We start from the raw sequence: 21466 nt of genomic DNA on the forward strand, positions 1-21466 counted from the left end.
ATGACCTACGAGAACAGCGAAAGTCGAGTCTGCCGTTGTGCGCCTGGTTTCTTCGGTGCTGTCGGAGACGGCCGGGTCGGGGGCGGGGATGACCTGGATGCTGTGGGTGGCACCGACGGCGGTGGTCAGGGCGAGGAAGGGCGAAGTCTGCTGGGGGAGGGGCGCTTCGGAGCCGGCTGCGTGGGTGGACGGCTGGCTCTGCGCAGGCTTCAGGTCGCCGTTGCGGGTGAGTGAGGCAGGCGCTTCGGGGACTTCGGACCAGACTCCCTCGGCCGGCGCGGGAGGTTGTTCGGCGGTGCGCAGAGCGGTCAGGAACTCCTCGAAGGCATGGTCCGTCAGGCGCTGGACGGCTACCGGCGTTTCCAGCACGGAGCAGGGCTGGTGATCCTCGCGGGCGGCGTCGAGCCGCTCGGCTTCGGGGAAGGAAGCTGCGGCCTCTTCGGCAGGCAGGACCAGGGCGACCGGTACCTCGCGGGCCGTGGCGCAGGCGTCCGCGAGCTGCCAGGCCTCATCGGTGGTGATCTCGGCGGCGCAGATCAGCATCCAGGGCAGAGGCCCTGGCGCGTCCTGAGCGGTCGGGTGCTGGTAGGCGTCGAGGAGGAATTCGCCCAAGTCGCGCAGTGCCGTGCGCACATCGGGGACGGCGCGCAGTCGGCCTTGGGGCAGAAGCCGGTCCGCCTCGTTGCCGAAGCCGATGGTGAGGATGTCGGCGTGGTCGCTCCACGCGGACGTAGCCGCCTCGGCAGCGATCGCACGGGCGACTTCACGCACCTTCTCCACCGGGCCCTCCAGCAGCAGGGCGCGGACGTGGGGGAGGTGCAGGAGCAGGTGGCTGCCGTCGGTATCGGTGCCGATGGCGACCAGGCCGGGAAAGGGGGCCGGGATGCGTCGCGCTTCTTCGGCGGGCAGCAGGCCGTCGCGATCGGCGAGGGTCCACCAGCCGGTGCTGCCGTCGCTGCCGTCGGTGAACGGCGGGCGGGGAGCGGCCGTTGGGTCGTCGGGGAGAAGCTCGACGGTGTGCGCTCGTACGCGGGCGCCGCGCACGGCGGGCAGCGGTTGACCGTCGGCAGCGGCGTGATGGGTCAGGGTGCGCAGGGCCACGTCGAGGAGGTCGACGCTCGCTGGTTCGGCTGTGGCGGTGAGGACTTGCTCGAGGCGGGACGGTTCGCCGGGTACGGCGATGGTTTCGCCGGGCTTGCGGCGCCGTTGCTGCAGGATGCGTTTGACCGCGAGCGTGCTGATCAAGCCGGCGGACAGCAGTGCGCCGATGCCGCCGATCTGCCGCATGCCGATGTCCGTCCGGGCCGGCTGCGTGGTGTGCGGGGTGGGCTGTGGAGATGCCGGTGGGGAGGCGGTGTTGTGCGGGACCGGCGACGGAGCCTGGCTGTGCGGTCGAGCCGGCCTGGTCGGCTGGTTCGCGGATGGGCTGGGTTCGGTTGGTGGTTGGGGTGTCGTCTGTGGTGGGGCGCTGGGACGGTCGTGCCCTTCGGGCTGTTGGTGCTGAGCATCATCCGGCGGTGCAGGGTTGGGGGGTGGGGGCAGGGTGAGTTCTTGGCCTGTGTAGATCAGGTCCGGGTCGGTGAAGTGGTGGCCGTCCGGCTGCGGTTGGCCTTGGTTGAGGTCGTAGATCTTGGGCCAGGCAGTGGCGTCGCCGAGTTCGTGCTCGGCGATGGTGGAGAGGTCGTCGCCGGGGTGGACGGTGACCGAATGGTGCGGTGATCCAGCGCCCGGAGTCGTGGTGGCGGCGTGGGGAGTTGCTGTGGCTGGTGCGGGCGGGAGGCGGAGGGGCCAGCCCGGCTGCAGGATGCCGTCGGCGCGGAAGACGGTGCCGTCGTTCATGGTGCGGCCGTCGTTGAGTGCGGCGATGCGGTGCCACAGTTCGCCGCTGCCCAGTTCACGTTCGGCGATGCTCCACAGGCTCTCGGCCGGGCGCGTTTGCCGCACCGTGTAGAGGCGGTTCTGCTCGCCGTCGGTATCGGCGTGCTGCTGTTGTCCTGTTGCAGTTGATTCGTGGGCCTGCGCGTTGTCGGGAGCGGTGAGAGGTGTGGCCCCGGGATTGGTGGCGGTCGGGGCGGCGAGGGCGGTGGCGGGGCTGGCCAGGGCGGTTCCGGCGGGCAAGAGGACGAGGATGCTGCCCAGGAGGGTGGCGGCGGCCCGCTGGCTCACACCGAGTCCGCGTCGGCGCCGCGCGGTGCGGCCGCGTAGCTGTGCGGGGAGTTCGATGAGGACGCCGAGGGTGAAGTGCGCCCACCCGGCCCAGGCCAGGAGAAGGAGAGCGAGGAGGAACGCGCCGCCGCTGTCCTGCCGGTCGAGCAGATGGCCGAGGTCACCGCTGCCGGCGCGCCACACCGTTGGGGTGGCCCAGGCGAGCAGAACGGGCAGTCCGGCGACGGCCGTGGTGAGCAGCAGGAGGCTGAGCAGGCCGCGCAGCAGTGCGGCGGGGGAGCGGCGTGGCGCGGTGGTGGTGGGTGGCATGGGTCAGGGGCCTTCCTCGGGGGAGGCCACGCCGTGCAGGAGGGTGGCGTGTCCGTGACCGTTCACCGGCAGGCTGGTGATGCCGAGGACGGGGAGGAACGTGGTGGTGTAGCGGGTGTGGGTGGTGACGGTGAGCGTCGTGCCGTCGGGGGAGAGGGTGACGCTGCCGGGTGTGCCGGAGCGGGACAGGTAGGCGTGGGCTGCGGCTTGGGCGGCCCGGGGGGTGGTGGTGATCGTGGTGCCGTTGATGGCTTTGGCGGGGTCGATGGCCTGTCCGCCGGCGCGGGCGGCTTCGGTGGCGAGGGCATCGGCGCGTTCGGTGGCGCGGAGTTTGCCGCCGCCGTCGAGGACGAGGCCGATGATGCCGAGCAGCGCGAGCGTGCAGATGGCGGTGTAGACGGCCACGTTGCCGCGGTCGCTGGCGTGCTGTCGCCGCTGGGTGTGCCAGGAGTGCCACCAGGTCATCTGCTGTCCCCTGTGTCTATGTGTCTCGTTGGCGGAATTGGTCGACGGTGCTGGTGAAGTGGGAGGTGAGGGTGTGGGCGCCGGCGAAGGGGAGGTAGAGGTCGTGGAGGGGGACGGTGCAGTGCACCGTGACGGTGACCGTGCCGACCTGGCCGACGGGCGCCGCGAGCCCTCCCGCGTCGACATCCACCCCGGTGTTCGTGCAGTGCAGTCCCTGATCGTGGAGAGAATCGCGGGCTGCGCGGAGGGCGTTGGTGCGGGCCTGGGTGGTGGTGCGGGCGATGGAAGCTTCGCGGGCGGCGTCCTCGGCGGCCGCATCGATCTTCGAGCCGGCCATCATCAGCCGTCCGGCCGCAATCGCCAGGCAGACGAAGGCGATCAGCAGCGGTGTGACGATGGCGGTCTGGATGGCTTCACTTCCCCGGTCCTCGGACAGGCGCTGGCGCAGCGATGTCACCTGAGGCCTTCCGGTGTCGTCCAGCGTTCGGCGGCGCCGGACGCGGACTGGGTGATCCGAAGGCCGGGGATCCCGGGCAGTACGGAGAGCGCCGTGCCGCTGACCTGGATGCGTACCCGTTGGGGTGTGCTGCCGGCGGTGGAGACGGTGGTGGCCTGGAGCATGTCGCCTGCGGTGCGGTCCAGGATGCTGCGGGCCCGGGCGGCGCCTTCGGCGGGGGTGGAGCGGTAGGAGCGGGCGGCGGTGGCGCCTTCCCGCGCAGCGGTGAGCGCCACTTCGCGGGCGAAGTACCACAGGCACACCTGCACCACGAGCAAGGTTGCAGCGATCACGAAGGGGAAGACGATCGCGATCTGGACGGACGCCTCGCCCCGGTCGTTGGGCAGAAGCTGGCGCGGGAGACGGGTGCGGGGGTTGGGGGCCATGGCGATGTTAGATGCCGGCGAGTTTGCCGTTGTACTTGGCGATGACGGCGGCGATGGTTGCGGCGATGGCCACGGCGCCGGCGATGACCGCGACCCAGATGATCACGGTGGAGATGCTGATGTCCCCGCGGTCCGGCCGTCGGCGCATCTCCTCGATCCGGTGGTGCACGAGGGTGGAGAGCACGGTGAGCCATGCGGCGACTTTCATGGTGATGGTGTGGCGCATGAACGTTCCCCCTTCGGAGCGCGAACGGCTCAGCGGGCTGGCAGTGTTCAGGTGGTGAGGATGCGGATGACGGCGGGGAAGGCGATCAGGAGCATGACCAGGACGGCCAGCAGGGCGCCGGGGGCGGTCATCTTCTCGCTGTTGGTGTTGGCCTCGGTGGCCTGCACGGCCAGCAGTTCAGCGCGCAGGCTGCGGGCGCGGGCCCGCAAGGTGGCGTAGACGGCGGCACCGTCGCCGGCCGCCAGCCGCATGATGTCGGCGACATCGGCGAGGTGCGGCAGACCGAGGCCGTGCGTGAGCCTCTCCAGGGCCTGCCAGGGCGGGATCTTCTCGACCCGGGCCTGCAACAGAGCTTGTTGCAGACGTTGGAAAGCCCAACCGTGCCCGACGGCGGCGGCGCGCTCGAGGGCCTCGGAGGGTCCGGCGTCGCCGGCACGCTTGAGGGCGACCAGGTCGAGGTAGGCGGCGATCGCGTGGGCGAACTCGGCGCGAGCCCGCCTGGCCTGGTCGCGCACCGACAAATCCGGGACGAACCACAGACCTGCGGCGAGGACGAGACCGAGTGCCGGCGGGAGGTACAGCGGCATGCCGGCGCCGACCAGCAGCCACGGTGCCATGGCCAGCGGCGGCACCAGCAGCCCGAGGACGGCGAGGGCCACCTTGGTGAGTATGAACTTCCCCGGCGTTTGCCCGAGTAGGGTCAACTCCCGGTAGGGAACGCGCACTCCGGGCAGCCGGCCGAGGTGCTCGATGAGCCAGCGGCCCCACCGTTCATCGCGATCCGTCGGCGCGGACGACTCCAGGGGTGTCGTGGCGTTGGCGGGTGTGCGGCGCAGTGCTGCGTCGAGGGCGATCTGGTGGGGGACCAGGGCGCGGACGAGGAGGGCGAGCCCGGCGCCCGCGGTGCATCCGCTGAGCACGGCCGCGGTACTGATCGTCACGCCGCCTCCCGCTGGTCGACGCCGGCGTGTGGGATGCGGACGTGGCTGCGGGAGTCGGGGACGAGGAAGCGGGGGACGGGCCGGTGGTCGGCCAGCTGCCGCATCCACACCAGTACCCCGATGAACGCCAATGCCAGTACACCCAGGACGAGTTGCCCGAGCAGGGTGCCGTAGGGGGCGGTGTAGCCGGGGACGAGGACCCCCAGGCCGACGACGCCGAGCGTGATGAGCGTCATCCATCGCACCGTCTGCCGCGGCTTCGCCCGATCCGCCTCGATGTGACGGCGTTTGGCGACCTCCTCGCGCACCGACTCGGCCATGTCCTCCAACGCCTGTGCCAGGCCCGGGCCGCGGTCGGAGGTCGACAGGATCAGCGCCGCAAGAACCTTGTCGGCGGTCACGTCCGCGAGTTCGTCCGCCATCGCGCGCAAGGCGTCCTCCGGCCGCCACCCGGCCTGCAACCGGTCGCCCAGATTGCCGACCTGCTCCTCGATCGCTGCCGGGGCGCCCTTGCGGCTGGCCAGCATCGCCTGCTCCAGGCCCATCCCCAGCCGCAGCACATCCGCCAGCCGCTGCGTCCACTCGCCCAGGCCTTCGAGCTGCCCGATCGAGGCCTTGGCCGACTGAGCGCCGGAGAGCAGCCACGGCACCCCGACCACGGCGAGGCCCAGCAGCAGGCCGGCGACGAACACCCCGGTCACCAGCCAGCACCCCGCAGCCAGAACAGCCGCAGCGGCCCACCGCGTTCGCCGCTGGACTCGCGCCTGGACGCCGCTGCCGATGACGCCGGCGACCATGCCGAGGATGCCGCCGGCGACGGCCATCCCGCACAGGACCGCGATCACTATGGTCATGACGTGGCCACCTGCAGCTGCAGCGGGCGCTCCCAGCCGCCTTGGGATGCGTCGAGCAGATGGGCGGGGAATCCGGCACGGCGCAGGTCGTCCACGCAGGCCGGGTGCATGCGCGGTACGGCCCGCGGATCGCCGAACTCCACGCCGGGGGTGAAGATCTGGTTGACCGCGGGGCGGCCCATCTCGCCCATGCCGGCCACCTCCAGCACGTGGGAGACGAACCGGTGCCGGGCCCCGCCGGTGCGAGTCTCGTCCACCAGGGAGAGGAAGACGATGAAGTCCAGCCCGTTGGCGATCTGCCGGTAGGCCAACTGCTCGGACATATTGCCTTGAGCCAGCAGATACAGCTCGGCGATCCGGTCGAAGACGACGTCGGGGTGCTTGGCATGCAGGGTGCACAGGTTGCCGCCCGCGCCGTTGGTCATCGCCTGCAGCATCGCCACGATCTCCGGCCCGCGCACCTCACCGACCACGATCCTGGCCAGCGACATCCGCAGCGCCCGGTACATCAGATCCATCAACGTGATCTCACCGACGGCCCGGCCGTCCGGGCCGCGTTCGCCGTTGGACTCACGGGCCTCCATCGCCACCACCTGCTGGTGATAGCCACCGCTGTGCGCGAACAGCTCGAACTCGGTCTCGATCGTGGCGAAACGTTCCTCCGCAGGAATCTCCTTCAGCAGCGCCCGCATCAAGGAGGTCTTCCCGGCCGCCTGCGGTCCGCAGATCGCAATGTTCTTCTCCGCCCGCACACAGGCCGACAAGAACTGCGCGAGCACCGGGTCGATCGTCCCCAGGCGCACCATGTCCTCAAGACCGGCCTCCTGGACGCGGTGGCGCCGGATCGTCACGTACGTGCGCGGGCTGGCCGGCGCGGTGATGGCCTGCAGCCGCGAACCGTCCCGCAGCCGAAGCGGCAGAAACGGGGACGCCGTGGAGATCGTGCGCTCGCTCTGGCCCTCGGTGTTGCGGGCCAGGTCCCGTAACAGCTCGAGCAGTTCCTCCTCGGAGTCCGCCACGGGCGCCACGCGCTCACGTCGGCCGCCGCCCAGGTCCAGCCAGATGTCCTCGTGCCCGTTGATGAAGATGTTCTCCACCCGCGCATCGTCCAGGTACGGCTGCAACCGCCCGGCCCGGAACAGCCGGTCGAAGACCGCCTGCCCCAGCGCCGCCTCCTCACCCGAGCTCGGGCTCACCCCCCGCTCGGCCGCCGCAGCATCCGCCCAGAACGCAACCGCCTCGTTGATCCACGCACGGGCCTGCTGCTCCTGGCTCGCCTGGTTCATCAGCGGGTTCGCCTTCCGCGCCTGAGCGATCTTGTCGCTGACCTGCCGCTTGATCTGCCCGGCCACGACGTGATCCACCACGACGCGCGGCAGACCCTCACCCAGGACGTACGGCTGCGCCGCACTGCCCGAAACTGCCGGGTGGGGGAGGGGCGTTGCCCATGTCTTCGGTGCCGGTGATGCGGGTGGACTCACGACGGGATCGGGGTGCAACGGCCTACCGCGCACGGCCGGCCTCCCCACTGGCACACGTCGGCGACGCAGTTCCGCCAGCGGAGGCGGTCACGCCGCGCGGAGCGAGGCGCGATTGCCGCAGCAGCGCACGCTGCCGCAACGCAGAACCGGCACGCTGCGCGGCACGCATCAACTCGCTGTCAGCAAACCGCCGAGGCTGCGCCGCACCGTCGGACAACACCTTCGCCAAGTCCGCCCGGCACGGCAGGGACGCGATCACCGGCGCGTTGAGCGTCTTCTCCACCTCACGCACGGAGTACGGGCCCTCCTCGATCACCAGCAACCCGACCTCACCCACGTGCTGCCCCAGCGCCTCCACCCGCGACTGCGCCGACTGCACCGAACGCATCGTCGACCGGGTAACGACCACCACCGCATCCGCACGCCGAGCCAACACCCCGGACGCACCGAACGCACCGCGCCGACCGAGGTCGACCACCACATCGTGCGGGTACTGCGGGTGCACCGAGATCCCGGAGAACATCTCCGCCAACGGCTCCCACGCCGGACCCAGAGCAGCCGCCTGAGCCGGATCCGTCAACCCCGGCAGCACGAGCCGGCCCCGCTGCACATCGGCGGAGGCGCTGTCGTCGCCCATGTCCACCAACTGCCGCCAGAACGCCTCCTGTAGCTCACCCTTGCGGTGCGCCACGGACAGGTTCCGCAACCCGTACCGGTCACTGAGCGAGCCCTGCAACAGCCCGTAGAGAACCGACCCTCCATCCGGATCGCACTCCGCCAGCACCACGCGCCGCCCCGGCTCCAACGGCCAGGACAGCAACAGCGCCAGCCCCGTCGTACTCACCCCCGGCGCACTGCCACACCCCGCGAGCGCGATCACCGCCATCACGCACCCCCCGGGCCATCGAGCACCAGCCGCACGTTCCCCGACGACACCCACGCCGCCAACACCGGCGCCTCAACACCCGACGCCGCCACGTCCACGACCACAACCCCCGTGCCCGGCGCCGCCTCGCCGACCTTCACCACCCGCGCACCGATCACCCTCGGCTGCTGCCCGTCCGGGACCTTGCCCTGCTGATCCGCACCCGGCACCGCAACGACACGCACCCGCTGCCCGGGCGAGAGCACACTCGCCGGCACCTGCTCCGGCTTCAGCCCCACCGGCACCACCTGCTCACCGGCCAGCACCAGCGGACGATCCGTCACCTGCAACGCCGACAACAAACTCCCCGGCATCAGCTCCACCGCGGCCCGCTGCCCCACCACCTCCGACCGACGCGAGGCCCGCAACACCTTCACGCTCTTGTCGAGCGCCACGGAGGCCGTCCCCAGATCCTGATCGGTGACGGGCTGGCCCACCGGCACATGCCGGACCACCGTCACGACGTCCGTACGGTGCCCGCTGCTCATCAACAACACAGCACTACCCAGGCCGCCCGCGGCGATCAGCGCCACGCTCAACGCGATCAGCCCCGGCCGACGCCGACGCGCCGTAACCCGCGGGGGAACGACCGGACCGGCCGGCTGCGCCGGAAGCCCCGCGCCATTGTCGGCGGCGGACGACGTCTTCACGTTCACCTTGCTCACCGTGCTCCCCACCTGCTGCTAGCCGACGACTTGCACTTCTCCGACCGAGACCGGCACCTGCGTCTCGCGTGTTTCGATCAACTGGCCCTGCTGCCCGGCCCCTTGCCAGTCCACCGTCCACGTCGACGTCGCCTTCACCGCGAACTTGCGGCCGGGCACGGCCGCGGACGTACGGGTGAAGGTGTGGCCACAGTCGGGGGAGGAACTCATGCCGTACGAGGCCTCGTACGGGGTACCCCGCGTGGTGCAGGTGACCGTGGAACCGTCACCCATCGCCCACACGACCTTCGTCACCCGGGCGGTCGCCGTGACGGTCACCGCGCCAGCGGTGGCCGACGCGGTATTCGGCCCCCAGGTTGTCGGAGACTGGCTGACCTCCATCCACAACGGCACACCAACCGTGTACTTGCCGTCGGCCTTGGGGCTTTTGATATCCGGGCCAGCGAGCAGCATCTGGCCCACGGCCTGCTGTGCGAGTATGGCCGGATTCACGGCAGGTGGTTGGCCGGCGGCCCAGAAGGCCGATCCCGTGACGTCGTCATTCACCTTGCCGACCGTGCCGTTGAAGAGACACGGACTGACATACACGGCACCATCCCCGGGCTGATGTCCATCCCACAGTTCACTGCTTCCTGGCGGCTGAGGCTCCATCTTCCGCACGGTGCAGTCGGTGGCTCTGGCGCTCTCAATCCCTCGGGGCCCGTCGTTCTGTTCTGATACAGGCCGATGGCCTCCAGACCCCATGGACACCCCCGACGAGCCGGGGGCGCCAGCCACCACACAGACATACGAGGCGTGGCCACGGCAGCCACTTTGGACGTTGGCTGTTCCGCCCGGGTCGTCTGCGCGGGCGGAATCAGCTAAACCTGTACTGAGTACAACGGCTGCTAACGGGATGAGGGGAGTTGCTAACAAGCGCGCTCGTCCAGAGTGACCCGTAAGATCATCCACTGCGTCCCCCACTTCTCCGCTGATACGTTGGCGGAATAGCGTGTGAGTTGCCCGTTTGGGTTCGGTTCCGACTTCCCGGTCTTGCTGTTTATCACCTCCCATTTGGATACGTCGAGGCAATCGGTGATTTGAGCCTTGGGGGCCTGCTTGTGCAAGTCGATTGAAGTGACCTTTGGGCTGTTGGTGGGGCGCCCTCGCATTAGGCTCCCTGCCTTCTTGAGACTCATCAGGTCACCTTCAGCTCGAGCCAGCGCCTCGCCCGTGGCGTACTTCGTGAGCAATGTGCCATCGAGGCTGGCCTTGGTATAAGCCTTTACCTGTTCGTCCCAGAAGTGCACGTACACCCTTAGCAGTTCACTCTTGGCCTGAGTTTCAGGATCTGCTGGTGATGGAGACTTCACCGGAGAGGGGTGATCACTGGCGGATGCGGAAGAGGGATTGCCTTTATCCTCCCTGGATCCCTCGGATCCACATGAGGACAGGAGCTGAGCTGTCAATGTCGCCGCCAGTAGAACGCCAACACGAACTAATACGGGGTGCGTTGACGTGTTGGATTGAGGAATGGTCACGAGTACCCCTGAACTGATTTTGGCGGCACGTCACTGAGCGCCGAATTTCATGAGCGCTGCCGCTGCGGCAGATGTGCACTGTTGTAGTGCTACTGGGGGTGTTACAGCGAGTGGCCGCAACGTCATGAGCGAGCGATGTCTCGCCGTGTGAATTCCTTTTCGCGCTTGGTCAATGGAGGTTCTGTAAGTGGTGGCGACTTAGGGCCGCGAAGTACACCGATAGCGATGGTCGGTGTCAGGAGTCGGGTAAGTGGCGCGGAGAGCGTGGTGGTGTCGAGGGCTGCGCGGCAGATGGCCGGGCGTCCAGTGGCGGTCAGTGTGAGTCGGGCCATGTATCCGCGCAGGATGCGGGATATAGCTGGCGACTGTGGACCGACGGTGCCGGGGTACAGGATGTCCTGGCCTGTAGCGAGATCCCAAGGCCCTCGAACAACGCGGCTGATAGTGCGCTGCAAGGAGCGGGAGGTCTCGGGGGCGTGCGGGTCCCGCGTGCGGAGCGTGTCGCGTAGGGCTGTGGCGCATTGGGCTGCTACGGACATACCTTGGCCGTAGATGGGGTTGTAAGTGGCAACCGAGTCGCCGACGGCAACGAAGCCGGCGGGCCATTGACCGAGGCGCTCATAGAGTCGGCGGCGGTTGACGGTGCTGTGGGACACGTAGACATCGGTGAGCGGATCTGCACGACTGATGAGGTCGGCGACAATGGGGTGTCGCACTTGTCGGGCGAAAGGCTCGAATTCTTCGGGATGCTTTGACGGGTGGCCGCCGCGGGTTCCGGACAGAGTGACCAGCCAGCGTCCGCCCTCGATGGGAACGATGGTGGCTGACTGTCCTGGGACGGACTGCCGGGGATCCGGCTGCACTCCAACCACAGGAAATCCTTCCGCACCGACCGGGGCTTGGAAGATGCGCGTGGCATAGGCGAGGCCCGAATCCACTTCTATTTGGCCCACAGTTGGTAGCCCAAGAGTTGCGAGCCATTGAGGAGCAGTAGAGCCGCGGCCGCTAGCATCGACAACAAAGTCGGCGTTGAGAAGTGATTCCACAGAGCTGTTGGTGTCACGGATGGATATGCCCGTTACTCGGTCTGCGCTACCAGTCAGGCCTGACACTTCCGTTCCGTCTCGCAGGGTGATTCCCGGGAGAGCGAGCGCGTGCTTGCGTACGACGGCATCAAGCAGGTCGCGGGAACAAGCGATGAGATATTGCATCTCTGGCCAGCGACGGAGCCATCCCTCGGAAGAGAGAGATATCAAGCCCGTGGGAAGGGGAACACGGTGTGCCCCTGCGTCGAGCCACCGCTTGTGCACACCGGGCAGTAGGCCCTCGATCGCCCGATCGCCGCCGGAGTAGAGAAGGTGAGCGTGCCGGGCCTGCGGCAGGCCTCGTCTCGGCTCGGCGGCCTGGGGAAGGACGTCGCGCTCGATGATGGTGACGGTCTCGGCGTTGTCGGCGAGTGCGGCAGCTGCGAGCATGCCGGCGAGACCGCCGCCGAGGACTATGACATGGCCGATTTTTCCAGGGCGGTAGGCAGACTTCATGAGCGCGGGTCTCCTGCTGAGCGGGGTGCGGAGAGGGAGGCAACGATAGGCGAGTTGGAGAGGGCTCGGGATATCTGGACGAGGTTGGCCTGTTGGGAATACCGATCGTTGGTTTCTGTCTGGGCCGTTGTGGTCATGGAATGCAGTTGTCCGGCATGGACTTTCGTTCGTATGGCTGCAGCCAACATCGTTGCTTCGCTTACAGCTTGGGCTTCCTCGTCAGACAGACCATCAGCCTCGGCCCGGGCACGGGCGATCTCAGCAATGGCATGGTCGTGGTAGGGGCGTAGAGCCAGACGGCCGTCGTGAATTTCTGCCGTGCGTCGAGTCAGGCGGAGGTCGATGTCCCACCAACGGACTGGTATGGGGGCGACGACACTGGGAGTGGCGGTGCGAAGCTCTTGCCAGAGAGGGCGGAGCCTGTGGTAGGTGCTCCAGTTGTTGGCCAGAGACCGCAGTGCATCAACGCGTGCACCAGCCAATGGGAGCAGGAAACCTGTGGTGGCGACCAGCGTTCCGACAGTTCCAGTCAACGGTGCAACCTTGGTGCTCAGGGCATCCCAGTCAGTGCCCATCCAGCGTGCGCCAACTGCCAAGCCTTTGGACACACCAAAGCCGAGCCCGATCACATTGCCCAGAGCGATGGCGTGCAAACCCCGGTGCAGTCTTGAGTGGTGGGTGACGCGCATCCCCCAGCGCCAACACATGACCGACATCGTGATCGCGGCGAATATGCTGGCGGCCAGGTAGATCACAATCATCTCTCGGATACCGGGAGTTGTGGCGTAATACGTGTCGAAATCGACACGGCGTTCTTCGGGCGCGTTGCCAACTATGAAGAGGAAGACGACCAGCGCGATGACGACCCCAAAAACGAGCATCCACCTGTGGGCTGCTTGGCGGGCCCGTGATATGGGACCATCCCGCCAGTAGACGATGAGGATGAGACACGCCGCGCTGAGCGCGGAGATAAGCCCGTAGTCCAAGGGTGCTGACAGATTGGGGGTGTCAGCGGATCGGTTCACCCATCCGATCACCCTCGGGTTGGCAAAGAGAAAGGTTGTGCCGTTCAGTAGGAGGACAGTGCACACACTGCGGACCAGCGGGTCGTGTGGCGAACGAACCAGCGCAGGTATACGACAGGCGAACGCTGCCCAGACAGCAAATGTCGGTATCCAGTAGCCAGCGTTACTCATGGGTTTGGACCCTCCGGCCACGGCGCCCTAGTGAGACCTCGAGGCGGTTGGCCAGCTCGTCTTCTGTCGGGCTGCTGTATAAGGGGCTGGCAGATAAGAGCCATTTACGCACCTTGCTGGCCAGCATCGATCCAAACAGTTCCGCTTCTGCCTCGTCGTGCTCGCAGTAGTCGGTGCGGGCTGCTATTCGGGTGGCAATGTGTTGTGCTGTATCCGCGTCGACGCAGGGATCGAGTATCTTGGTTGCGTCTGCTGGTTGCAGCGACTGAGTCCCTGTGTCAAGGTTCTCAAGGTGCCAGAACTCGTGGGCCATGATGAGTACTTGATGCTCTGTTGCAACCGTGGATTCTACGAGCACCAGGCGCTGCGTTTCGGTGACCACCAGCAGTCCGCTGACCGTGCCTGGAGGGAAGGCTGTGAGCCGGTAGGCGAGAGGGTGGCCATGGTGCTGGCTCATGCCCGTGCATAGGGATTCGAATAGTTCTTTTGAGTTGCTGGGCTTTTTCCTTTCAAGTTCATGGAGCAGGACAGTGCACAGGCGCCGCATTCGTCTCGTATCCACGATTCTTCCCCGCCAGTGTTAACTCGCTGTCTCACGGTTCGCGTGATTCGGACGCAGGAGCGTCGGCCTTGTTTTCACTGTTCAGGATGCGGTTGACGATGTCGAGTACGGAGGCTCGCGCATCCGGCGACAGTTGCCCGGCCCGCATGGCGATCTCGCGCACACCATGGACCTCTTGCAACTGTCTCCACAGCGCCTCGTCCTCGCTCTCTTGGATGAGGGCTGTAGTCGGGGCGTTCGCAGAGAGCGCTCTGCGTTTCTCGGCAAGGGCCTGCAGACGTTGCTCGACCTCCATGACTGCCGGATGTCCGTCCGGCTGGAGCAGGTAGTCCACATGGACCTTGAAGAAGGCCGCGATGGCATGCCCCTTGTCGAGGGAGGGCATGGACCGGCCGGCGCGCAGCTTGGCGATGTAGTTGGTCGTCACGCCCACGTGCGCGGCGATCTCGGCGTCCGAGTAGTGCTCGGCCGTATCGGCAAGACGTTGGAGACGGGTGCCGAAGAGCGCAGCGCTGCCAGGCTCTAAGGAAGAGGGACCCGTCGTGTTCGAACGAGGGGACATGAGATCGGAGCGTAGACCAACGAGACAGATCAGGGGAACCGTTTGGTGGACAATTGTTTGGAGTGGTCTCGAGGCCTGGGCGTACAGGGCTTGGTGAGGTCAAGATCCAAGCAACTATAGTTAGTTCGGAATTCAATCAAGCGTCTGGCTGCGCAGGTGCTCCTGATGGTGGCCGCGTGCAAGTATCCGTCGCAAGGCGATCTGATCCGAAAATAAGAGTTCCCGAGGGCGTGCGCCGTCGTCCCGCCTGCCGCTGGTGCGGCCTGCGGGTCGGCGACGGCGCCCGGCATGGACTCAGGCAGCGGGTTCGATGGCGACCCGGTAACCGAGGGCTTCCAGTTGCCGGATGGCGGTGCGTTTCACGCGGTCGGGCTGGTGTCGGTGACGGTCGTAGTAGTCGGCGCCCAGGTCGTGGAACCGGGCTTCGGGGTCCTTGAGCAGGTGCCAGATGATGACCAGCAGGGAGCGTCCGACCGCGACGACGGCCTTCTTGCGTCCGCGGCGCTGGGCGATACGCCGGTAGTGTTCGCCGAGGAAGGTGTCGGTCTTGCCAGCCACGACGGCGGCATTGCCCAGGACCTGGGCCAGGTAGGGATTGCCGTGTCCGGTGGTGGACTTGCCCTTCTTCTTGCCCGCGGATTCCTTCACTCCCGGGGCGAACCTGGCCCAGGACACCAGGTGGCCGCTGGTCGGGAACCGGTCCATGTCGACGCCGATCTCGGCGAGGATCACACGGGCGGCCACCGGGTTGATGCCGGGGATCTCGTCGAGCCGTTCCACCGCTGAGGTGAAGGACTCGATCTGCTGCTCGATCTCGGAGTCCAGGGCCTGGACATCGGCGTCGATCATGTCCACCCTGGCCAGCATCCGCCGCAGAAGGAACGCATGGTGGTCGGTGAAGAATCCTGTGAACGCCTCCTGCAGTGCTGCTGTCTTGACGCGGAGCCGGCCCCGCGCCATCAGCGCCAGGGCCCGCGGATCGCGTTCACCGGCGACCAGCGCTGCCATCATCTGGCGCCCCGAGATCCCGAAGATGTCGGTGGCCACCACGCTCAGCTTGACCTGGGCATCCTCCAGCAGTTTCTCCACGCGGCTCTTCTCCGCCGTGCGGGCCATCACCAGGTCCGACCGGTAACGTGTCAGGTCCCGCAGCTGGCGGAACTTGGCGGGCGGGACGAAGCTGGGCCGCAGCATCTGGCGCTCGGCGACCTTGCACAGCCAGACCGCATCCAGCCGGTCGGTCTTGGGCCGCCCCGGCAGGTGCTTGACGTCCTTCGCGTTCACCAGCCAGGTCTCGAACCCGGCGGCCTCCAGCACATAGAACGCCGGCTTCCAGTAGTCCGAGGTCGACTCCATCACCACCCGGGTCACCCCCAGGCAGTGCAGGTGATCGGCCATCTCCAGCAGCGACCGGGTCATCGTGGGGAAGGCCTGAACTTCCTGCCGCCGTCGCCCGGAATCCCCTTCCCCGGGCACCCGCACGCAGCACACCAACTCGGCCTTCCCGATGTCCAGCGCCGCCACCCGCTCGATGATCTCCTCATAATCCTGGACCTCTGCCAGCACCGCCCATCCCCTCCTTCCGGGAAGCGGACCGCTGCCCGGGGAACCACAGGGCTGGTGAAGAAATCTGATCCTCGTGCTCGAAGCAACACTGAAGCGCCCGTCGGCTGGCTCCCGCGTCCGGCTACGGAACGACCTCGAAGATCACATTCGATACGACGTCACCGGGCAGCGGCCGCACCCCATTTTCCGTCCGGAACGGGCGTCACCGCAGGGATTCCAAGGGCTACGGAGAAGAGCCCCTTGGTCACCGGGAGTTGGTCCGGTCGGTGCCCGGACCGCGACGAGCGAGGCCGAACCGTCCCGGCACGTCCTCGTCCAGCCACCCCCGCTCCACCAGACGCTTGAGCTTCACCCTCGTGCCCTCGATCTTCCCGGTCGTCGTCGGCAGCCCGATCCGCGGCACAATCTGCTTGGCCTGCAAGGGGCCCGGTGCGTCGGCGATGATCTCCATGATGTCCCGGTACACGTCCGGCAGCATCGTTGCCACCAGGCCCTCCCGCCAAGGCGGGACCATCATCGCTCCCACTCCGTGCGGCTCCGACTCCTGCTCAGGCTCTGCCGGCACGTCCAACTCGGCATCAGTCTCCGCGGCCGACAGCTCAGCCAGCACCTTCGTGACGGTCTCCCGCGTGATCACCAGCCGTGACAAGTCCTCGCGCGCTTTCTCCAGCCTGCGAGTCAACTCCGCAGCCTCAGCTTGGAGTTCCTCGACCCGCCGCCGAGCCTCAGCCTCCCGCGCCTCAAGCTCCTCCGGCAAAGACACCATGGCGCTCCACCTCCACCTCGCCACGGTAGAAGTGCGACAGCACCGCCCACGCGTCAATCAGCGTCTTCCCAGCTCAGCTCTCCCTCGAAAGGATCCACACCCGGTGAGATATGGCGACGTCTGGAGCAGATCCGTCCCTGACCTGTGATAGGAGCGGGTCATATAGACCTCCTTCGACCGGTAGTCAGCCCGAACGCGCCTGGCCCGTGGGGCCCGTGGCCTGCCCGCCCGGGGGTGAGGACACATCGGACGGGCAGGGAATCCCGGCCAGGCCAACAGCAGGACATTTCAAGGCTGTTCACTTCTCGGCCGGCGTGTCGGGCACAGTGGCCACGGGGGCCGTGGCGGCGTGGTGCTGTTGCTCGACGATCTGTCCGAGCAGGACCAGCGTCGCGATGACACCCAGCCCGTAGATCCACTTGCACACGTCGCCTACCGGGTCGTACCAGGTGGAACCGCGAGGGCGCGCGTGGCAGCTCATTCGGCTGCCCCCCCCTTGGCACCACTGGTCGTCCCCAGGCTCCGTCAGTGCGAGTCCGAGCAGGCCCCGGCAGGCGCGGGCGAGCTCCTGCGCGTATACGCACCAGGCAACTACCTGACCGTCGACGGTGGGAGCGGAGTCGAGCTTCTTACGGATCTCGCCGACAAGGAGCTGGACGATGCGCTGCTGGTCGCTGGACGCCCAATCCTGCGCTTCCACGACGGGCAGCAGACGCCTCACATGCCCCCGCAAGGCCGTGAGCAGGTCATCCACGGTGTCGGCCAGCGGCATCGCGTCCAGGGTCTTGCCGATGGTCGCGGTGATGTCCTGTACGTCGATCGGGTGCGTGTGCTGCGCGGCAGACTCGGAGTGGTCGGCGGCCGCGGTTACCGGATCTCCCCCGGGGCTGAAATCCGGGAGCGGCATCGCCCGTGCGAGGTCGTAGTAGTCCTCGAAGTCGTTACTGCTCCACTCTTGCGGATCACCATGTGAGTGCCGATAGCGGGCGCCGAGGGGAGATTCGACGGCGCGCTCGTGGTGCTCCTCGGTACGCGGAACGGCGCCGGACATGGCTGTGCGCGGGAACAAGGGCATGGGAGGGCTCCTGCACGAGCGGTGATGGTGGTCGTTGCGACGGTCCGCCACTACTCACTGCCTTCGAGGGGCGGAGCCGCCGCACTGGTGAACCGAACACCCGAAACCGGAAGGAGGGGTTGGTTCAGTCACCCCAGTATCCGGTCGCGTGTGTGAGGTCACCATGCTCTGGGTATCGAGGTTCTGAGTCGCGTATCAGTTGACGAACTGATACGACGAAGGAGGGGCAACGATGCCGGCAGCAAAGGAACTTGACCCATTACGGAATCTCGCATCACTTGCAGGATCCATGCTGCGCAACAGGCGTAAAGCCGTTGGGCTGACGCAGACCCAGTTCGGGAGGAAGATTCCCCTGTCGCAGGCGATGGTCGCAAGCATCGAACTCGGCAAGGAGATCCCCAACGCGGACACTGCGCAGCTGATCGACGATGCTGCGGGCGCCGGAGGCGAGTTGGTCGCGACGTGGTACCACGTGCGCAAGGACATCCAGCGGCAAACCACTTACCCGATCTGGTCCCACGCATACCTGTCAGCCGAAGTTGAAACGACCCGCATCCAGCACTTCGCGAACATCGTCCCTGGACTTGTGCAAACCGAGGACTACGCACGGGCGATCATCAGCGCTGGTGTCACCCTCTTCGGGGGAGATGTCGAGGAGAAGGTCGAGGCCCGCATGGAGCGCCAGACCATCCTCGGAGGAGATGACCCGCCGTGGCTCTGGAGCATCATGGACGAGGCCGCGCTCTATCGCGTCGTCGGCAGCCACGACGTGATGTGCGTCCAGCTCACGCATCTCCTCGAACACTCCCGGCGACCCCGCATCACCTTCCGCATCCTGCCTTTCAACAGGCAGATCCCAGGCGGCGTTACCTCCATCGGAGCCCTCATGCTCCTTTCACGACCAGGGAAGAACGAGGCAGTCTACTGGGAGAGCGGCATCAACGGGGCCTTCCTGGAAGCGCCAAGCGAAGTGGCGGTATACAGGGCCTTCTACGATCACCTGGATCTCGACGTCCTGACGCCGTCGGCGTCAACCGACCTGATCCGTAAAGCCCGTGAGGAGCACCATGCGCACTGCGAACACCATTGACCTGACGTACGTCACCTGGCGCAAGTCCACTCACAGCGGCAACGGCACCGACTGCGTCGAAGTATCCGACGACCTCGACGCAGTCGTGCCCGTCCGCGACAGCAAGAAGCCGACCGGTGCCGTCGTCGTCTTCACCAGCACGGCCTGGACCTCGTTCATCGGGCGCATTCACGCCGGCCACATCGGAATGACTCGCTGAACCATCCCGAATGGCACGTGGCCTCTCCCCAGGGATGACGAGGAGAGGCCACACTTGCGCCGCGACCTGAGCAGTTTAGGCAGCACCTGGCTTTCATAGGCATAGCATGAAACCCATGTCACGCCCTCAGCACCGGTGTGAGTCGGGGTCAAGGTTGTCGATGCCCTCTGGCGGCAGTGCCAACCGCTAACAATTTCCTAAAGCTTGCCCAGCTCCGGGGTGGTGACGTACGTCTTGTCGTAGCCTAGGAGCTGCCGAGCTCGGTTTGGTTGAGCCGGTGCACTGCCCAGTGGAACCGTAGGATTGTCCCCAAATTGCGGGTGGCGAGAACCGTCTTGGCCTGGGAGGTCGCCCAGTGCCACACCATATGACGGGCCGCAGGGTGAGGCGGCTGAAGCGTCACGTCGTCACCCCCAACGGCGGTTCAGTTGTGCCGCTGCCCGTACCAGGCGGCGATCGCGCGCTTGTACCTGTCCGGCATGTTCAGCCCCGGCACCTCATCGGCCGCGAACAGCCCGATCTCCTTGTGTTCGTGGCTGATGACTGGCGTCCGGTCCGGGGTGAGCACCGTGCAGCCGTAGGTGACGATCAGAACTCGCCGACCGGGGATCGGCTCGTAGATCCACACTCCACAATCGATCAGCGGCCCCGCTTTCACCCTCCAGCCCGTTTCCTCCAGCAACTCCCGCTCGACCGTCGTCTCCGGGCTGTCGTCAGAGGACTCAAGCCTGCCGCCGGGCAGTTCCCACTCCGCCCGCTCGTTCTTGAGCAGCAGCACGCGCTGATGGACGTCCAGGGCGACCGCCTTGACGGAGACGGGCCAGGTCGGGGGCGTGTAGGTCATCGCTGTCCTTCACGGTGCACTGCCGGTCCAAGGGGCTTGCGGAACATAGCATGGCTACATCAACCACCCGGCCTTATATGCGAATTGCCCGAGCCGGCAATCTGTCGCTGCACCCTGTTGCCCAATGCCGCCGACCCTGTCCGCACTGTCTCCGACGAAGGGGCACGCCGATGCGCGAAGCCCAGTCGTACGTGGCCCGCTACGTCGACAGCCAGTCACCACGGGGCGAAGAGGTGGTCCAGCAGGGGGGGGGTACGCGACAGTGGAAGTTCGTCCGAGGGCGTTCAGCGCGGATAGCCTCTCGGCGGATGGGGGATCATCAGCTGCACAGGCTGAAGCGGGAGGGCTGGGCTCGGTGGACCTTGGCGCACTGCAGGAGCGGGCAATCCAGATCCATGATCTTTATGACGAGCTGAACCGGCGCGAGCGTGGCCGGGTCTGGCGGCGGGATGAGTTCATGCTGGGTTTCGTAGGGGACGTTGGTGATCTGGCCAAACTCGTCATGGCCGAGGAGGGAGCGCGGGACGTGCCTGGCGGGCGGGCGGCGCTCGAGCACGAACTCGCCGACTGTCTATGGTCGGTGCTGATTCTCGCGCGCCGCTACAACGTTGATCTGGGCGGCGCCTTCCTCCGGACCATGTCGGAGCTCGATACGGCGATCAGTGCCCAGCTTACGAAGACCGGTGAGCTCGCTTGATGTCCTCAACGGGAGTATCGCTCGCCCGGGCGGAGACGCGCTGATGGAACTGCGGCCGATGGATCTCGATGTCTACGTGGCCCGGGCACGGTCGGGGCCCTGCTTCGTGTGTGCCTTCCTGGACGGGAATCCGGACTACACCCACGAGACGGTGTTCGAGGATGCCGAGCACGTGGCCTTCCTGGACCGGTGGCCCACACTGCCAGGCAAGGTTCTCGTGGCACCGAAGACACACATCGAGCATGCCATCCGGGACCTGGACGAGGACGCCTACCTCCGGCTGATGCGCATCGTGCGTACCGTGGCGCGCGCAGTGGAGCAGGTCTTCCAGCCGGAGCGGACCTATCTGCTCTCGCTGGGCAGTCAGCAGGGCAATGCCCACCTGCACTGGCACATCGCCGGTCTGCCGCCGGGCGTTCCGTACGAGCGGCAGCAGCACCACGCGTTGATGGCGGAGAACGGGGTGCTGACGTACACGCCCCAGGAGCACAGCGAGATCGCGGCGCGGCTTCGCCAGGTGCTCGCAGCAGCAAGACCGTGATCCTGCGCCACAGGTGTCTGGCCGTGGTCGGGGCCGTCGGAGCTCAGATACTTCCGGCGGCGACCGGGACATGGGCGGTGAAGGCTGCGCGCAGGTTCCTTGCTGATCCGGTGGCGGTGGCGACGGAGCGGGATGTCAGGCCGGCTGCTTCGTCCCGGTCGCGCGGACTGCGTAGATGTGTGCGCTGGCGGTGAGCATCTCGGAGGAGCCGCGGACGATCGCGGCTGGCCAGGCGGATTGGGCTCCGTCGAGTGCGGTCTTGCCTGGGGTCAGGTAGGACGGGGTGGTCCGGCTGAGGCGGACCATGGCGTGGCCGGTCCAAGGGCGACGTCGTGATCCGCTCGGAGGCCCCCGCCCTGCTCCGCCTGGCCGAACTCCTCAAAGTGAACGTCT

The 21466-nt window shown here is 66.9% G+C and carries 24 protein-coding genes and 1 pseudogene; 4 read left to right on the forward strand and 21 right to left on the reverse strand.

Annotated elements, in window-relative coordinates:
• From ACLHRZ_RS33690 to ACLHRZ_RS33780, 19 genes and pseudogenes are all read right to left on the reverse strand, one after another.
• Positions 1-2475, reverse strand: a pseudogene (locus ACLHRZ_RS33690) (LysM peptidoglycan-binding domain-containing protein); the annotation flags it as partial.
• Between the two features lie 3 nt (positions 2476-2478).
• Positions 2479-2940 (reverse strand): TadE/TadG family type IV pilus assembly protein, encoded by a 462-nt coding sequence (locus ACLHRZ_RS33695; protein ID WP_490422416.1) that lies wholly within the window; start codon positions 2938-2940, stop codon positions 2479-2481.
• A gap of 16 nt (positions 2941-2956) precedes the next feature.
• The gene (locus ACLHRZ_RS33700; protein ID WP_490422417.1) at positions 2957-3397 is read right to left on the reverse strand and encodes a TadE/TadG family type IV pilus assembly protein; all 441 of its coding nucleotides are present in this window, start codon (positions 3395-3397) and stop codon (positions 2957-2959) included.
• Positions 3394-3822 (reverse strand): TadE/TadG family type IV pilus assembly protein, encoded by a 429-nt coding sequence (locus tag ACLHRZ_RS33705; RefSeq protein WP_490422418.1) that lies wholly within the window; start codon positions 3820-3822, stop codon positions 3394-3396. Before ACLHRZ_RS33705 ends, ACLHRZ_RS33700 begins: the two co-directional genes overlap by 4 nt.
• 7 nt (positions 3823-3829) lie before the next feature.
• Positions 3830-4048 (reverse strand): hypothetical protein, encoded by a 219-nt coding sequence (locus tag ACLHRZ_RS33710; RefSeq protein WP_490422419.1) that lies wholly within the window; start codon positions 4046-4048, stop codon positions 3830-3832.
• A 47-nt stretch (positions 4049-4095) separates the two neighbouring features.
• Complete coding sequence (locus tag ACLHRZ_RS33715) at positions 4096-4989, reverse strand: type II secretion system F family protein (protein WP_490422420.1); 894 nt, start codon at positions 4987-4989, stop codon at positions 4096-4098.
• Entirely contained in the window at positions 4986-5843 is an 858-nt protein-coding gene (locus ACLHRZ_RS33720; RefSeq protein ID WP_490422421.1) for a type II secretion system F family protein, read from the reverse strand. The genes ACLHRZ_RS33715 and ACLHRZ_RS33720 overlap by 4 nt, the downstream gene beginning before the upstream one ends.
• The gene (locus tag ACLHRZ_RS33725) at positions 5840-7357 is read right to left on the reverse strand and encodes a TadA family conjugal transfer-associated ATPase (RefSeq protein WP_490422422.1); all 1518 of its coding nucleotides are present in this window, start codon (positions 7355-7357) and stop codon (positions 5840-5842) included. Before ACLHRZ_RS33725 ends, ACLHRZ_RS33720 begins: the two co-directional genes overlap by 4 nt.
• Positions 7347-8210 (reverse strand): CpaE/TadZ family protein, encoded by an 864-nt coding sequence (locus ACLHRZ_RS33730; protein WP_490422423.1) that lies wholly within the window; start codon positions 8208-8210, stop codon positions 7347-7349. Before ACLHRZ_RS33730 ends, ACLHRZ_RS33725 begins: the two co-directional genes overlap by 11 nt.
• On the reverse strand, positions 8210-8914 hold the full coding sequence (locus tag ACLHRZ_RS33735) for an SAF domain-containing protein (protein WP_490422424.1): 705 nt from the start codon (positions 8912-8914) through the stop codon (positions 8210-8212). The genes ACLHRZ_RS33730 and ACLHRZ_RS33735 overlap by 1 nt, the downstream gene beginning before the upstream one ends.
• Positions 8915-8932: 18 nt before the next feature.
• Positions 8933-9565, reverse strand: coding sequence for an ATP/GTP-binding protein (locus ACLHRZ_RS33740; RefSeq protein ID WP_490422425.1), 633 nt, complete (start codon positions 9563-9565; stop codon positions 8933-8935).
• A 257-nt stretch (positions 9566-9822) separates the two neighbouring features.
• Positions 9823-10434: a hypothetical protein gene (locus ACLHRZ_RS33745; protein ID WP_490422426.1), complete on the reverse strand. Its 612-nt coding sequence runs from the start codon at positions 10432-10434 to the stop codon at positions 9823-9825.
• Between the two features lie 122 nt (positions 10435-10556).
• Positions 10557-11975 carry an FAD-dependent monooxygenase gene (locus ACLHRZ_RS33750; protein ID WP_490422427.1) on the reverse strand — a complete coding sequence of 473 codons (1419 nt, stop codon included), beginning with the start codon at positions 11973-11975 and terminating at the stop codon, positions 10557-10559.
• Positions 11972-13171: an MAB_1171c family putative transporter gene (locus ACLHRZ_RS33755; protein WP_490422428.1), complete on the reverse strand. Its 1200-nt coding sequence runs from the start codon at positions 13169-13171 to the stop codon at positions 11972-11974. The genes ACLHRZ_RS33750 and ACLHRZ_RS33755 overlap by 4 nt, the downstream gene beginning before the upstream one ends.
• Positions 13164-13628: a hypothetical protein gene (locus ACLHRZ_RS33760; protein WP_490422429.1), complete on the reverse strand. Its 465-nt coding sequence runs from the start codon at positions 13626-13628 to the stop codon at positions 13164-13166. The genes ACLHRZ_RS33755 and ACLHRZ_RS33760 overlap by 8 nt, the downstream gene beginning before the upstream one ends.
• 136 nt (positions 13629-13764) lie before the next feature.
• Entirely contained in the window at positions 13765-14295 is a 531-nt protein-coding gene (locus tag ACLHRZ_RS33765; RefSeq protein WP_490422430.1) for a helix-turn-helix domain-containing protein, read from the reverse strand.
• Between the two features lie 294 nt (positions 14296-14589).
• The gene (locus ACLHRZ_RS33770) at positions 14590-15861 is read right to left on the reverse strand and encodes an IS110 family RNA-guided transposase (protein WP_490422431.1); all 1272 of its coding nucleotides are present in this window, start codon (positions 15859-15861) and stop codon (positions 14590-14592) included.
• A 244-nt stretch (positions 15862-16105) separates the two neighbouring features.
• The gene (locus ACLHRZ_RS33775) at positions 16106-16627 is read right to left on the reverse strand and encodes a hypothetical protein (protein ID WP_490422432.1); all 522 of its coding nucleotides are present in this window, start codon (positions 16625-16627) and stop codon (positions 16106-16108) included.
• Positions 16628-16925: 298 nt separating this feature from the next.
• A complete protein-coding gene (locus ACLHRZ_RS33780; RefSeq protein WP_490422433.1) occupies positions 16926-17702 on the reverse strand; it encodes a DUF6415 family natural product biosynthesis protein in 777 nt (258 codons plus the stop codon).
• Between the two features lie 232 nt (positions 17703-17934).
• Between ACLHRZ_RS33780 and ACLHRZ_RS33785 the strand changes: the two genes are divergently transcribed.
• Together ACLHRZ_RS33785 and ACLHRZ_RS33790 are read left to right on the forward strand one after the other, a co-directional pair.
• Positions 17935-18792, forward strand: coding sequence for a helix-turn-helix domain-containing protein (locus ACLHRZ_RS33785; protein WP_490422434.1), 858 nt, complete (start codon positions 17935-17937; stop codon positions 18790-18792).
• Positions 18770-18991: a DUF397 domain-containing protein gene (locus ACLHRZ_RS33790; protein WP_490422435.1), complete on the forward strand. Its 222-nt coding sequence runs from the start codon at positions 18770-18772 to the stop codon at positions 18989-18991. The genes ACLHRZ_RS33785 and ACLHRZ_RS33790 overlap by 23 nt, the downstream gene beginning before the upstream one ends.
• A 424-nt stretch (positions 18992-19415) precedes the next feature.
• On the opposite strand, the gene ACLHRZ_RS33795 is transcribed toward ACLHRZ_RS33790, so the two are convergent.
• On the reverse strand, positions 19416-19835 hold the full coding sequence (locus tag ACLHRZ_RS33795; RefSeq protein WP_490422436.1) for an NUDIX hydrolase: 420 nt from the start codon (positions 19833-19835) through the stop codon (positions 19416-19418).
• Positions 19836-20190: 355 nt separating this feature from the next.
• Between ACLHRZ_RS33795 and ACLHRZ_RS33800 the strand changes: the two genes are divergently transcribed.
• Positions 20191-20532 carry a nucleoside triphosphate pyrophosphohydrolase family protein gene (locus ACLHRZ_RS33800; RefSeq protein WP_490422437.1) on the forward strand — a complete coding sequence of 114 codons (342 nt, stop codon included), beginning with the start codon at positions 20191-20193 and terminating at the stop codon, positions 20530-20532.
• A 58-nt stretch (positions 20533-20590) separates the two neighbouring features.
• Positions 20591-21073, forward strand: a complete 483-nt coding sequence (locus ACLHRZ_RS33805; protein WP_490422438.1) for an HIT family protein — start codon at positions 20591-20593, stop codon at positions 21071-21073.
• A gap of 135 nt (positions 21074-21208) precedes the next feature.
• On the opposite strand, the gene ACLHRZ_RS33810 is transcribed toward ACLHRZ_RS33805, so the two are convergent.
• A complete protein-coding gene (locus tag ACLHRZ_RS33810; RefSeq protein ID WP_490422439.1) occupies positions 21209-21379 on the reverse strand; it encodes a hypothetical protein in 171 nt (56 codons plus the stop codon).
• Positions 21380-21466 lie beyond the last annotated feature (87 nt).

Source organism: Streptomyces sp. AM25, assembly GCF_058146165.1.